The organism is Sorangium sp. So ce726 (assembly GCF_051521405.1).
Classification (GTDB): Bacteria; Myxococcota_A; Polyangia; order Polyangiales; family Polyangiaceae; genus Sorangium.
Genome location: NZ_CP150349.1, coordinates 2683742 through 2697506, shown reverse-complemented (window position 1 = coordinate 2697506; position 13765 = coordinate 2683742). Strand labels below are relative to the sequence as shown.

Genomic DNA, 13765 nt, shown 5'->3' with positions numbered 1-13765 from the left:
GAGCGCTCGCCGCTGCCGTCGACAGGTCGTGTAACCCGCCGGCTCCTCCGGTGAGCGTACCGAGCGAGCCCATCGAGCCGTGCGTACATCCCAGGGCCGTACGGCCGACAGCGGCCGCTCGGGATCGCGTCGCTTGACGAGGCATGAGCAGCCCGCGACATGCGCCGGGCGCAGCAGGGCCGGGGCGCAGGCGGCACATCGCACCTGCACCGCACAGCTCGCCCGGCGCGGCCGGCCCGCGCAACGTGTTTGCACATCGGCGCGACATCGGCTCTGATGGCCGAACTTCTTCCGAGGTTCTCATGGCCGTGGCACCGCCCCTCGTCCGCGCACGACTCACGATCGATGGACTCAAGACCTCGCTCGAGGTGAAGGATCTCTCGGGTGCGGAGGCGATGTCGGAGCTCTACGCCTTCGATATCACCGTCGAGTGCGCCGACACCGACCTCGACCTCGACGCGCTCGTCGCCGAGTCGGCCGTGCTGACGCTCGATCACGGCACGAGCGCCCGCCACCTGCACGGGATCGTCAGCCGGTTCGAGCAGGTCCACACCTCGGAGCACCACGCCGCCTACCGCGCCACCCTGGTGCCCGAGGTCTGGCTCCTCGACCAGCGGTACGATTGCCGCATCTTCCAGGGCGTCACCACGGCCGAGGTCATCGAGCGCGTGCTCAAGCTCGGCGGCGTCCGGCGTTACCAGATCGTGCTCCAGCGCAGCTACGAGGCGCGCGACGTCTGCGTCCAGTACCGCGAATCGGACTGGGCGTTCCTCAGCCGCCTCATGGAGGAAGAAGGCATCTTCTATTACTTCGAGCACACCGAGGCTGGCGCGACCCTGATGATCTCCGACACGGCGCAGGTCCACTCGCCGATCTCCCCGAAGGAGCTCCGGTATCGGCCGGTGACGGGGGCGCTCCACACCGGAGAAGGCATCGATTCGTTCCGCTTCTCGCAGCGGGTCCGGCCGGGGAAGGTCACGACGCGCGACGTGCCGTTCGAGAACCCCGCCTCGGTCGTGGACACGGCGGCCGAGAAGGGACGGCACACGGACCTCGCCGTGTTCGCGTACCCGGCCAGCCCCGCGGCGGAGGTCCGCCTCGACGCGCTCCAGGCGACCGCCGCCGTGGGACAGGGCGAGGCCTGCTCCGTGCGGCTCGCGCCCGGGGCGCGGTTCCGGCTCGAGGATCACCCGAGGGGGAGCTTCAACGCGGAGTACCTCATCACCCGGCTCCAGCACGCGGCGCGGTTCGACAGCAAGGAGGGGTACCGCTGCACGTTCGAGTGCGTGCCTGCCGGCGTCGCCTTCCGGCCCCCGTGCAGGACGCCAAAGCCGCGAATCGCCGGCCCGCAGGCCGCGACCGTCGTCGGGACGCAGGGGGCCGAGATCGAGACGGACAGCGATGGGCGCGTGAGGGTCAGGCTGCACTGGGATCGCAACGGCAGCGCCTCGGAGAACGCGTGCTGGGTCCACGTCGCTCAGATGGCGTCGGGGGCCGGCTACGGGGCGATGCACATCCCGCGCGTCGGGAGCGCGGTGCTCGTCGAGTTTCTCGACGGCGATCCGGACCGGCCGATCGTGACCGGGCGGGTGTACACGATCGTGAGCCCTTACCCGTACGCGCTCCCCGCAGAGAAGAGCAAATCGGCCTTGCGGACGCAGAGCACCCCGGGAGGCGGCGGGTACAACGAGCTCCGCTTCGAGGACCAGTCAGGCCGGGAAGAGGTCTACCTCCGCGCCCAGCGCGACCTCAAGGTCGAGGCCCTGAACGACGCGCGCCGCAACGTGGGCGGCGACGATGCGCTCGCGGTGACGGGCGACCGCACGAAGACCGTCGGCGGCGCGGAGACGGTGACGGTCGCGGGCGCGCGCACCGTGACCGTGGGCGCGGCCGAGACCAGGACGGTGGCCGCAGATCAGACCACCTCGGTCGGCGCCGACAGCTGGCTCTCGGTCGCGGGCGATCACACGGCGAGCGTCGTCGGGGACCGCCGCGACATCGTCGTCGGGGACCGCAGCGCGTGCGTCGGCGGGGACGAGTCGGTCAAGGTGACCGGCGATCGGACGGTCACCGTCACCGGGGCGCACGCGATCTCGTCCCTGGACGACGAGTCGAGGCGTGTCACGGGCAACCTCACCCTCTCGGTCGGCGGCACGATGCAGCAGGTCGTCGACGGGCACTGCACGCTCAGCGCGGGCTCGATCGAGTGGGCGGTGACCGACGGCGCGCTGGAGATGACGTGCGCTGGAGAGGTGCGCGTCGAGTCCGAGCAGGAGGTCCAGATCGGCGGACCCGATCTCGCCCTGTTCGCCGACTCGACGATCCGGATCCGGGCCCAGAAGAAGATCATCCTCGAGATCGGCAATTCGACCGACGCCGAGGGCAAGTCCGCGAAGATCGAGATCACCTCGGACGGGATCTACGTGACCAACGGGAGCGCCACGGAGAAGCTCGATGGCGGCACCGTGCGCCTGAACTGCTGAGCGCGGCGCCGCGGCGGAGAGGGCTCGATCCGTGAAGCTTCGCAACGAGACAAGGCACCCGGCGCGCCTCCTCAGGACGGCGTCGGCGCGCAGCGACGACCACATGCTGGGCTGCGCGATCGCGCGGCCCACCTTCCGGGTCGCCGGCGGCGCGCTCGTCGCCACGCCCGACGAGCCGTGGCCGATCTCGGGCGAGCCCGTCGCGACGGCGCTCGGCAAGATGCCCGGAGACAAGCCGTTCTACATGGGCGGGGTCGACGTGCTGCTCGGCGGCAAGGTGCGCCAGCCCGGCGGCGCGGCGAGGCCCCACCTCGACGTCGAGCTCGAGGTGGGCCGGACCTTCCGGCGGCGGATCGCCGTCTTCGGCGACCGCTCCTGGGTGCCCGGGGCCGGCGGCGCCCTGGTCCCGAGCGAGCCGGAGTCGTTCGTCTCGATGGAGCTCGACTACGGGCGCGCCTTCGGCGGGACCTGCCCTACCGACTACGGGCTCGACATGCCCTTCACGCCCAACCCGGCGGGGCGAGGGTTCTACCTCGACGCGAAAAACGCCCTCGGGAAGCCGCTGCCCAACCTCGAGGACCCGAACCGGCTGCTCCGTTCGTTCGGCGACTCTCCCGATCCCGTCGGCCTGGGTTATTACCCGGGCGAGGGCGCGCTCCGCGTGAAGGCCGCGACGAGCGCCGCCGCGCCGGACCCGAGCCGGCTCACGCCCGACAGGGCGCCCGAGTTCAAGGTGGGGCACAGGGACATCCTCCCCACGTTCTTCAACATGGGGCACCCGGGCATGATGATCGAGGCAGGCGGCGAGCCGAGGCCGGGCGACGGGATCCGGCTCACGCACGGCCTGCGCGGCGGGGACCTCGCCTTTGCGATGCCCGACCTGCGGATGCACATCCATGTGCAGCTCGAGGAGCGAGAGTATGTCTTTCCCATGCACCTCGATCAAATAGGGATCGTCGCGGGGGAAGGGCGGGTGTTCTTCTCCCTCCGCTGCGTGTTCGAGTACCACGTCCGCAAGGAGGAGCGGCGCATCGCGACGCTGTACGACGGGCCACCGCCGGCGGTGATCCCGGCGAGTTACCGGATCGCGCACGGCCGGTGAGGCCGGCACGCGCCCCCCTGCCGCCTGACCCCGGTCCAGGGCGAGCGGATGTTAAAGTACCGAACAAAACAACCACGCGTAGGGCATGACGACACGCTCGTGGAGAGCATGTGACAACCAACGCCGATCGCGGTCCATCGGCCCGGCCGTGCTCGTCGAGGCTCGTCTCGAGGCTCCAGAGGTGGACGGTGTCACGGCGCAGCCTGGCATGAGTGTTCGGGTCCGCTTCAGGACCCGACTCGATGATCACCAACATCGATCCGATGAGCTGCTCCGATTTCAAGGAGCTCGTTTGTTCGCAGTCGGATGCGTCCGCGGCCTACAAGTGAGATTGACGTTCTCGCGCCGGGGGCCGGGCCCGTCCAGCACGCTGCGCGGTCGCGAGGGGCGCGGGCGCCAAGCCCCCGCTCAGCTCACGGCGGGCCCTCGCAGGGTCCGGGGCCGAGGTGCACGGCGATCGCGGACGTGGGCCATTTCGCCCCGATGCAACCTCGTTGTTCGCCGGCTGCCTGCGGTCGGCGGCAGGCTCAGCGTCGGAAGACGGAACGGCCCGCTTGCGGACGACGATGCACCGGGCTAGGATGCCCTCCTCACGACCGTCCCTGGCCCTCTATAACGACGCTTTCCCTCTTCCCTCCCTCGTGAGGGAGATTGCAGCTCGCTCGGACGACTGGACGACGCACCGTGTGATCGCGCGGGAGTTCCGCGCCGCACGTCTCCGTTCGATCCGTCACGGCTTCGTCGAATGGCAGGCTGAGAGCGCCGCAGAGCGCACCAGAAAGCCGTAAAAGAGCAGGATGGCATGGGAAATCGTCTCTACGTAGGAAATCTTTCGTTCAGCACCACCCGCGAGACCCTCGAGTCCGCGTTCGCCGCGGCCGGCGAGGTCCGTGAGATCGCGATGCCGACCGACCGCGAGACGGGGCAGCCGCGCGGCTTCGCGTTCGTGACCATGGGCACGGCCCAGGCCGCGAACAGCGCCATCTCGCAGCTGAACGGCGCCATGCTCGATGGCCGCGCGCTGAAGGTCAACGAAGCGCAGGAGCGTCCGGCGCGCGGCTTCGGCGGCGGCGGTCGCGACCGGTACTGATCACGGGCGCGGCGTGGCGGCGCTCGTGCGCCGCCATGCCTGCGCTCTCAGGACGCACCATGAGGTGCTGAAGAACGCGCCAGGAGGCGCCGAAAGGCCTGTTCCGCATGCAGAGGCAAGGAGCATTGAAGCGGCAAAAGGAACGCGAACGGCAGGAGAAGCAGCGCGAGAAAGACGCGAACCGTCTCGCGCGCCGCATGGAAAAGGGCTCCGGCGTCAGCGGGACACCGGGAGAGGATCCGGACATCGCAGGGATCGTCCCGGGGCCTCAGCCTGCGGTCACCGAGTGAAGCGCGCAGCGCCGAGCCAGGGCGCCGAGAGCGCCCCGTCAGAGCCAGCAACCGACCAAGACGGCTCGGCGCAGGCGACCGTACGGCAACGATTCATCGAGCAGAGCGCAAACGCGCTGGGCCAGGCGTGGGCCAGGCGTTGGCGTCAAGACCTCCATCGAGAAGGCCGCCCCGCCGCGGGCGGATGGCCCGGCACGCTGCGTGAAGCACGAACGCAGGTGGAGATCACCCTTCCCGGGGAGCTGCGCCATCGCAAGATGCCCGCCATCACCGGCGTGGAGCGCGAGTTCGCCGCCCGGACCGCCAACTCAAGCGCGCGGAACGAGTGGCGAAGGCACACCGACCCCGAAATCCCCTAGAGCGGGGTCGACTACCTCGGCCCCCCACAGATCCGCACGTGCGGAATTCCCGCATCCGGCTCTTCGGGCAGTGGATGTCAAGAGTGTTGGCCGTTGAGACGGCGGGCTCGTGCAGCACTCGACGGTCTTGAGCTCGAAGTCGAAGCCGACGATGGGGATGTCCAGCGCGCCTGCGGCGTCTACAGCCATCGAGGAGGCGTCGAGCGCACCTGGTCGAGCCTGAGATCCAGCCGGATTGAAAGACGAATGCGCGCGAGCAGAGTTTGTTAGGCTGGTCGCATGATTCCAACGAAGAACAGTTGGCGGGTTTTCAGTCTCGTTGCGATCGCCGCGAGCTCGACGTTGGCGTGCACAATCGAGACCGCGTCGCCCACCGGCACCTCGGGCACATCCGGCAGCGCAGGCACCTCCGGCAGCGCGGGCACCTCCGGGACCGGGGGCGCTGGTCCGAGCGGCTCCTCCGGCAACACCGGCACATCGGGCGGCGCAGGCGCTTCCGGCGGCGGTGGCTCGTCCACCGGCGCGGGCGCCCTCCCCGCCGGCACGTTCCTCTACGTGCGCGCAGAGACCGCCGATCACGATCATCTCATCGCGCGAGACTTCGCGACCGGCGCCGAGCGCGTGGTCACCGATCAGCGCGGCGACGGCAGTGAAGGTTGGGAGATCCGGGGCCACACCCTCTCGCCCGACCGCACCCGCATCGTCATCGCTTCGCTCTACGGCCCCACCAAGGAAGACAACGACACCCACCTCGCGACCCGCCGCCTCTGGAGCCTCGCCACCGACGGGACCGACTTCCACCGCCTCACGCCGGTGTTTCCCAACAACGGCGAGGGCCGCACGGCCTTCGAAATCTCGGTGGACGCACCGATGTTCACGGCCGATGGCACCGGCATTCTCTATGACTTTGGCAACTGGTGGTACGAGGGGACAAGCCTCCAAGGAGGCTCGTTCCCGTGGAGCGTGCCCGCGGGAGGAGGTGCCTTGCCGGAGCCCTTCCCCACGGTGCAGAGCTGCACGGTGATAGAACCTTCGGTCAACCCGGCCACCGGCGAAGTCCTCCTCATTCACAGCGTGTGCGTGAATTCGGAAGATGAGGGCATCTTTCTCTATCCGAGCGCGGGCGGCACCAACCCCACGAAGCTCGTGGATGAGGGCTATGGAGCAGGCCAGATGCAGCTCTCCCTCACGCCGGCGAGCTGGCTCGGCGACGGCAGCGGCTTTGTCTTCGTCGGAACCATCGAACTTCCGGTCGACGACACCACGGTAGCGACAAGCGCCCTCCTGGTCTACGACATGGCCACAGCCATGAGTTCCCCCCTCGTGCTCGCCGAGCCCGGCACCTACATCGACAGCGTGACGATCGCTCCCGACGCGACGTCCCTCGTCTACTGCCTGCGCCATGACGACGTGACGGATCTCCACGCCATCGACCTCACGCAGGCCGAGCCCGAGGACAGACCGATCACCACCGACGGCAAGAGCTGCTACCCGGCCTTCTGAAGCGTCTAGAGGACCGAACCACCGCCGAGCTCGCCGAGCAGCACGCGGGGCGTCACGCCCGCGATCGCGCGGAACTCGTCGATGAGGTGGGCCTGATCGCAGTAGCCAGTCGCGGCGGCGACGCGCGCCCAGCTCGCGCGACTGCCCTCGCGCGCGGCGGCGACCGCGCGATCGAAGCGCACGAGCTGCGCGAACGCTTTTGGGCCCACGCCGACGACGTCACGGACCACGCGGCGGAGGTGCCGCGCGCTCACACCGAGCTCGGCGGCGACGTCGTTCACACTGGCGCTCGCGAGCCTCGCGGCGGCCGCCAGCGCGAGGTCCGCTTGCGCGCGGCGGGGCTCCGCGATCGCGAGCCGCTCGGCGATCGCGGACTCCACGATCGCGATCGCTCCGAGCGCGTCGTTCGCTGTCGCGAGCGGATCGAGGAGCCTCCGACTCGCGGCGTCGCCCCACAGCTCGTCGATCGCGACGATGCGCCCGGCGAGCGCGGAGGCCGGCACGCCGAGCACCGCCTCCGAGGCGCCGAGGTGCAAGCGTGCCGTCACCGCCCGCTGTCCGCCGCGGATGAGCTTTCGATGCACCGTCCGGCGGCCGCCCATCGCGTACACGTAGACGCCACCTGGGACGCATGGCCCGACGCGAGCGACGAGCTGGATCTCCGCACGCGGAATCGAGACGAGGGACCTGTCGCCGTCGCACTGTTCGACGAACAGCGCGGCCACGGCGGACGCGGTCGACGCGCTCGGCGCGATACGTGTGCGGTCAGCGACGCCCGCGGGCATACACAATTGTTGGCGCCGACGCGGCGAGCGCGCAAGCGTCGCTCCGCGAATGTCCGCTTCTGCCAATTTCGGACAAGCGCCGAGGGCTACGTTGCTCCCATGAAGATTCTCATCACCGGAGCCACCGGAAGGATCGGAAGTCGCCTCGCCAAACGGCTCGCGCAGCGCGGCGATCAGGTGCGCGCCCTCGTGCGCGATCGGACGCGCGCCGCCGACCCAGGCGACGCTGGCATCGAGCTCGTCCAGGGCGACCTGCTCGACGCGGAGTCGCTCGCGGCTGCGGTGCGCGGAGTCGAGGCCGTGGTCCACTGCGCTGCGTTCCGCGGCGCGACGGCCGAGCAGGAGCACGCGATCAATGGACTCGGCACGCAGCATCTCGCAAGCGCAGCTCGCGCTGCCTTCGTGAAGCGCTTCCTCTTCATGAGCGCGGGCGTGGTCTACGGCTCGACGGGCGGGCGCCTTGCCGGCGAGGACGACCCGTGCGCGCCGATCGACGCCTACGCGGTGAACAAGCTCGCCGCCGAGCGCTTCCTCCTGGCGCTCGAGGGTCTCGACGCGCGCGTGCTGCGGCTGCCGTTCGTGTACGGCGATGGCGATCCGCACATCGCCGAGGCAGTGCCGATGACGCGCGCATTCCCACCGACGCAGCGCCTGTCGATCGCCCACCACGCGGATGTGGCGCAAGCCGTCGCCCGCTTGCTCGCTGCGCCTTCCCCTGCACATCGAATCTACAACGTGGTCGACGACGAAGCCCCGACATTGGCGGCGCTGTTCGCATCGGTGTCCGAGCCGCCGCCCGACGGCTCGGACGCCGAGCGCGCGCGCACCATCGACGCGCTCCTCGACGGTCGCCGGATCCGCGCGGACGTCGGCTTCACCCCCGCGTTCCCCCGCCTCGCAGACGCGATCGCCGCCGGCGCCGCGTGAGGCTGGAGCCGGCTTCTTTTACTTGCGCGCCGGGATGCGGAAGACGAATCCGCTCGTGCTCGGCGACGCGACGGGACCCGAGCCGACGTCGATGGAACCGTAGAAGGTGCCGGCGACCCAGAGCGTGCCGCCGGAGGTGAGCGCCATGCCTTCGGAGGAGCCGGCGCTCGACGCATAACGGTGAAGCGCCGTGACCTCCGAGGACGCGCTCGCGTGCAACGCGAACGGGGTGTAGTCGAAGGTGACGAGATCATCGTAGCGACCCGCCGCGTAGACGCCGCCCGCCATGTCGGGCGCGAGGCCGTACATCGTGCCGCTCGGCTCCGGCGTGATCACCCACTCGGCGGTCCCGCTCTCCGTGAGCTTCGCGACGAACGGCGTGCCCTCGACGTCCGCGTCCACCGTCGTCCCCAGCACCTCACTCTCGCCGCTCACCGTGCCTGCGAGGAACGTGCCCTCACCGACGGCGATCTCGTTGCCCATGTCGAATACCGGCCCGCCGAAGCGCCGCGCGAACCGGCCCTCCCCCGCGCTCGAGAAGCGGGCGACGAAACCCATCATCGTCGAGCCTGCAGGCAGCGACAGCGCTGTGCCGTCGATGGCCAGCGCTCCGTCGGCATAACCCGTGATCGACACGTCGCCGCCCTCGTGGACGGCGATGCCGGCCACGGCGCTGCCGGCGCCGCCGGTGTTGTTGAACACCTTGGCCCAGGCGACGTCGCCGTCCGGCGTGAGCTTCAGGAGGAACGGGGACTCGCCATCGACCGCCACGAGGCCGTCGCCAAAGTCGATATCGTCGTCGACATAGCCACCCACGTACACATTGCCCGTGGCGTCGGTCGCGATCGCAATGCAGCGATCCGCGGCCGCCGAGGCGAAGCGTTTCGCCCAGAGCACGCTGCCGTCGGCGTCGAGCTTGGCCACCATGGCGTCGGGATCGTCCGTCGCGCCGGACAGCTTCGTGCCCCCGATCGTGACCTCGCCATAGAGCTCGCCCGCGATGAGCACATTGCCCGCTCGGTCGACGGTCACCGCCGTCGCCGAAGATTGCTGCGCCGTGACGATGGGCGCCGACCAGAGGAGATCGCCCTCGGGATCGAGGCGGATGAGGAACGCTCCCAGCTTGGTGATCGTCTGGTCGCCCAGCTTGACCTCGCCGAACCCCTCGCCGCTCACGTAGGCGCCGCCGTCGTCGGCTCCGGCGATCGCGATGTGAAACACCATATTGGTCGTCTCCCCCGCCGGGTGGAGGAAGATGGCGTCAGGCGCGGCGAGATCGACGCTGACCCCCGACCCTCCGCCGGTCGCGTCGCCCCCGGCCCCTGCGCCGCCGCCGGTGCTGGCGGCATCGCCGCCGCCGCCACCCGCACCGCCGCCGCCCGAACCGCCGCCGCTGCCCGCGGTCGCCGCGGCGGCGCCCCCGGCTCCGCCTCCTCCCGGGCCGGGCGGATCGCCATTATCACCACACGCCGCGCACAGGAGCCCCAGAGTCAACAAGGTCAAGATTCTCATCCACGCACCGTAGACGAGCGGAGCTCGCCGTCGCGCGCCCTTTGCGCTCCGGCGCTCGACAGAGCACGTTTGCCGCGCCAGATATCGCTGAATTTTGTCAGCAAGGGTGAAGAACCAGGGACAGACGCGCGCCGGCGCTCGATCTCGGTCTGTCGAGCGTCGCATCAGGCGCGTGCGTGAGGAGCGGGAGCGGCTCGAGCCCTGGTAGCTCCGGGAAGTAGGACGCGCCCCGTCCCACGACGAGGAGCTTGAAGACCGAATTCCCCACGAACTCGGCGAACGGGCGCTGATCGGTGGATGCGAGGACCCGAGGAAACTCGCGGCCGGCGATCGCGCGCTCAGGACCGAAGTAGACGTACTCGAGCCCGGCCTCGCGAGCCGCCAGCGAGAGATCGGTGAAGTTGACGTCGGCGGTCAGGTCCTGCGCGCCTGGACGCGCGTACGGGGTGTTGGGGCGCGGAAGATAGCTCCCTTCATCGCAGTAGATCCGGAAAGGAAACTGGCCCTGCCTGGCCCCCTGGATCAGGCCCCAGGTCGTGTCGCCGTAGTCGATGGTGAGGACCTGCCCCAAGCGCAGGACCGTGGCGAGCTCGCCGATGAAGCGGGTCGCGTGCACGTTCACATAGGTGATCGCTCCGGACGGCTCGGCCGCCAGGGATCGAGCCATTTCGGACGCGCCACGCCGCAGGACCGCCGCGAGCGAGTCAAAGCAGGCGGCCGGCACGAGCACCTCGTCGAACCAGACCTGGTCGATCAGCGGCTCGCGCTGGTCCGCGGGGAGCTGGTAGAGGGCGGTCATCAGATCTCCCAGGCAGCTCCGATCGAGCAGGAGTTCACCGCCGTGGCAGGTCTCGCCGAGCAGCTGACGAAGATGAACGTCGGCCTGGCGGCAGGCGTCTCGGAGCTCTGGGCGGAGCGCTTCGAGGAGCTGTGACTCCATGCGCGGGACGACCAGGACCGCCTCGACGTCCCCGCTGGCCGAGAGACGGACCTTGTGGACTCCGAAGGCGTCCGGCAGCTCGTTGGTGACGACGAGCCCCACGAGCCCCTCAGGGAAGTCTCGGCGCAGGCAGTCCGCTGGCGCTCGCGCGTCTCCCTCAAGCACGCGGGCGTCGGCGCCAAGCAGAGCCTGCTGCTTCTTGCGCAGGGAATCCGAGATCTCGTAGATGCAAACGTCGAGGACCTCCCGGAAGCAACGCCAGTCGTCGCTCGATCCGCTCAGGCTCCGGACCGCATCCAGGACATCGCGGGCAAGGCGCCCGTTGCCCGCGCCGAACTCGACGAGCGAAAAGGGCTCATCCCGCCCCAGCTTGCCGCTCCCGCAGAGCTCTCTCCACACCTCGAAGGCCCAGGCGACCACCCAGCGGCCATAGTGCGGCGTCAGGTTCTCGGGATGGGTCGAGAAGTGACCTTCTTGTCCGATGACGACTCGGTTGGCGTAGTAGCCCCAGCGCGGGTCGTGGAGGGCGTCATCCATGAAGGCCTCGAAGCTGGGCAGGAGCGACACGGCCGTGGCGACGGCTTCCGGTGCGAGGCGCCGTCCTCCGAAGAGCTCCGGGTTGGCCAGCTCGCGGGCGGGGCGAGCGCGGGACCAGCGATCCAGAGCGGCGAGCGTGCCCTCCTCCTCGGCGGGCGCGACGCCTGGACACACCAGCTGGCTCGGTGGCAAGGCGGCGAGCCTCGGCAGGCGCGCTTCGAGCTCGGCGCGACTCCGGTAAGGCCAGCTCTCGAACCAGGTATCGGCAGCGGACGCGCGCGCATCGGCCCTGACGCCGGCGCTCTCGAGCAGGTCGAGCACCTCCCCGCGATCGACATCGTTGACCGAGGGCACCGTGCCAGCGTCCACGGGCTCCGCGACGCCGACCACCCCGAGCAAACGTTCGATGAGGGTGCTGAGCGGCGCGGCCGCTTCCTCTCCGCGCTCGAGCCGCAATCGGTCGCGGCGTTGTCGCAGCTCAACCAGGTTCCACCAGGGCCGTCGCGGATCATCGGACGCCAAGGGTGGTGCGGAATGGGGATCTCGGTAGCGCTCGACCCAGGGGCGATAGGCTCTCCCTTCTCGAGAGCGCGCGAAGGAATCGAGGAGCGCCCGAGCCTGCGCGACGCCGCGCGCGGGATCCTCGCCGAGGTCCAAGCAGCGCAGGCCCCTGCCCCGCGTGAATCCAGCGAACGCTGCCTCGGGATCGGTGAGCGGAACGGGGAGCCCCAGCAGCTCGCCGTCGACCTCCCAGTCCTCGTACGCCATGAGCTGCAGGAGATAGAGCAAGAACCGTTCGGGGCCGACGCCGCTCTCCAGGGTGCGCGCCGTCGTCCACCGGAGCGCGAAGCTGCCGTCGCGATCCCGTTTCACCAGGAAGTCGCCGTCGTTGATCACGACGTCGGCGATCATCGTCCCGCTCTCGAGGTCATAGTGGTAAGCCATGGCCGCGCAGAGCTCGACGAGGATCGCTCGGGTCGAGCGTGCCCCGAGGCTGATCCCCCAGGCACCGTCCTCGCCGATGACGTCGACTCGGGCGCGACCCAGGCCGAAGGTCAGCGGGAGATAGCCGCTCGGCAGCCGGAAGCAGGCCCCCGCTCCGGCGCCCCGGGCCTCGACGATCTGATCCGGAGCCAGGAGATAGCGATCCAGCCGGCGCTCGGCGAAGGTGCGCGCATGCTCGAAGCAGCGCTGAGGCACGCGCGCCTTGCTGCGTCCGCCGACGCCCGCCTGGTCGATGCCGAGCGGCAGGACCAGGTGGACGGGGCCGCGCCGATCCCGGCCGCGGACGTTCCAGGACAGCACACCGAGGCTCGCCTCCTCCACCTCGAAGTCTCCGAGCACCGAGGTCAGCGCGTCGACCTGCTCCTGCAGCTGCTCGACGCCGATGCGCGCCGAGAAGGGGCCGGTGTAGAGGCGAGACGGATCGGGGGTGATGAGGTTATCCCGCGACCAGCGGCTCGAGAGGAGGGCCGAGGGAACCAGGGGCACGAGCCCTTCGCCGGGTTGAGCCACGGAGGCGAGTCTACAGAGATCGCCCGGCGCGGGCGAGCGCCTGGAGCTTCGAGGTCCGGGCTCGATGGGGCGCAGTGTGCATGCAAGATGCTTGCACCATTGGAGTCTCGGGGCGGCGAGCCCTGGAGGCCAGAATCCTCCATGGAGTCCAGTCTCGACTTGGACACCGCTGGCGCCACGCATCGCACACGCGGCATCGAATCGCTGCGCGTCTCGTAGTTGGTCGGTTTGCCGCAGCATTCTCGGCGCCGCGACGCGGATCGCTCGCGCGCCTGCGCGGTCCATCGTCAACACGGGTTATGCCTGGCGCTGGCTTGGAAACGGGGGTGGCATGGGTGTCGCGTTCTTCATGGTCTACCCCATCTTCGCCAGAGGGCGTGAGGTCGTCCAGGCTGCCGTGAAGTACGGCGTCTTCATCTGGACATGCCTCCTCATCACGGTGCTCGCCGCGCCCCATGGCGAGGAGCTGCTCTTCCGGCTCACGCCGAAGACGTTCGTTCTGAGCCTCATCGGTCACCTGGTGTTCGGCGCCGTCCTCGGCCACCTCATGCGCTGGACCGGCCTGAACGTGCGTCCGTACCCGGCGGATCGCGCGCCCCGATCGAGCCAGGGCTAGCCGGCCCCAGCGCGCTGCGCGGGACCGTTGCGCTCCAAGCCGAGCCGGAGCAGCGCCGCGCGACCGAGCGGACCGGGCCTCCCGTCGGAGCCACAGCAGCGAGCAG

Annotated in this window: 10 protein-coding genes; 7 read left to right on the top strand and 3 right to left on the bottom strand. The window is 69.8% G+C overall.

All coding sequences use genetic code 11. From position 1 onward, the window contains the following. Positions 1–308: 308 nt before the first annotated feature. The 5 genes from WME79_RS10280 (at position 309) to WME79_RS10260 (ending at position 6827) form a co-directional block, all read left to right on the top strand. The gene (locus WME79_RS10280) at positions 309–2483 is read left to right on the top strand and encodes a type VI secretion system Vgr family protein (RefSeq protein WP_437534533.1); all 2175 of its coding nucleotides are present in this window, start codon (positions 309–311) and stop codon (positions 2481–2483) included. Positions 2484–2514: 31 nt separating this feature from the next. Next, positions 2515–3585: a DUF2169 domain-containing protein gene (locus WME79_RS10275; protein WP_437534532.1), complete on the top strand. Its 1071-nt coding sequence runs from the start codon at positions 2515–2517 to the stop codon at positions 3583–3585. Positions 3586–4387: 802 nt separating this feature from the next. Next, complete coding sequence (locus tag WME79_RS10270; RefSeq protein ID WP_437534531.1) at positions 4388–4675, top strand: RNA recognition motif domain-containing protein; 288 nt, start codon at positions 4388–4390, stop codon at positions 4673–4675. Positions 4676–4782: 107 nt separating this feature from the next. Then, positions 4783–4965: a hypothetical protein gene (locus tag WME79_RS10265; protein WP_437534530.1), complete on the top strand. Its 183-nt coding sequence runs from the start codon at positions 4783–4785 to the stop codon at positions 4963–4965. Positions 4966–5666: 701 nt separating this feature from the next. Further along, positions 5667–6827: a hypothetical protein gene (locus WME79_RS10260; protein ID WP_437534529.1), complete on the top strand. Its 1161-nt coding sequence runs from the start codon at positions 5667–5669 to the stop codon at positions 6825–6827. Positions 6828–6832: 5 nt separating this feature from the next. Here WME79_RS10260 and WME79_RS10255 read toward each other — a convergent pair whose 3' ends face one another. Beyond that, positions 6833–7612: a helix-turn-helix domain-containing protein gene (locus tag WME79_RS10255; protein WP_437534528.1), complete on the bottom strand. Its 780-nt coding sequence runs from the start codon at positions 7610–7612 to the stop codon at positions 6833–6835. Positions 7613–7711: 99 nt separating this feature from the next. Between WME79_RS10255 and WME79_RS10250 the strand changes: the two genes are divergently transcribed. Beyond that, positions 7712–8539 (top strand): NAD-dependent epimerase/dehydratase family protein, encoded by an 828-nt coding sequence (locus WME79_RS10250; protein ID WP_437534527.1) that lies wholly within the window; start codon positions 7712–7714, stop codon positions 8537–8539. Positions 8540–8557: 18 nt separating this feature from the next. Here the strand turns inward: WME79_RS10250 and WME79_RS10245 are convergent, their stop codons facing one another. Together WME79_RS10245 and WME79_RS10240 are read right to left on the bottom strand one after the other, a co-directional pair. Next, on the bottom strand, positions 8558–10042 hold the full coding sequence (locus WME79_RS10245) for a hypothetical protein (protein ID WP_437534526.1): 1485 nt from the start codon (positions 10040–10042) through the stop codon (positions 8558–8560). A 106-nt stretch (positions 10043–10148) separates the two neighbouring features. Further along, positions 10149–13043: an SAM-dependent methyltransferase gene (locus WME79_RS10240; protein WP_437534525.1), complete on the bottom strand. Its 2895-nt coding sequence runs from the start codon at positions 13041–13043 to the stop codon at positions 10149–10151. 331 nt (positions 13044–13374) lie between these two features. Between WME79_RS10240 and WME79_RS10235 the strand changes: the two genes are divergently transcribed. Continuing rightward, positions 13375–13659 carry a hypothetical protein gene (locus tag WME79_RS10235; RefSeq protein WP_437534524.1) on the top strand — a complete coding sequence of 95 codons (285 nt, stop codon included), beginning with the start codon at positions 13375–13377 and terminating at the stop codon, positions 13657–13659. The last annotated feature ends 106 nt before the right edge of the window (positions 13660–13765 follow it).

Bases quoted from the DNA above. Each gene is read 5' to 3' on its own strand.
- WME79_RS10255 (WP_437534528.1), bottom strand. From the start codon at position 7,612: ATGCCCGCGGGCGTCGCTGACCGCACACGTATCGCGCCGAGCGCGTCG.
- WME79_RS10265 (WP_437534530.1), top strand. From the start codon at position 4,783: ATGCAGAGGCAAGGAGCATTGAAGCGGCAAAAGGAACGCGAACGGCAG.
- WME79_RS10235 (WP_437534524.1), top strand. From the start codon at position 13,375: ATGGGTGTCGCGTTCTTCATGGTCTACCCCATCTTCGCCAGAGGGCGT.
- WME79_RS10270 (WP_437534531.1), top strand. From the start codon at position 4,388: ATGGGAAATCGTCTCTACGTAGGAAATCTTTCGTTCAGCACCACCCGC.
- WME79_RS10250 (WP_437534527.1), top strand. From the start codon at position 7,712: ATGAAGATTCTCATCACCGGAGCCACCGGAAGGATCGGAAGTCGCCTC.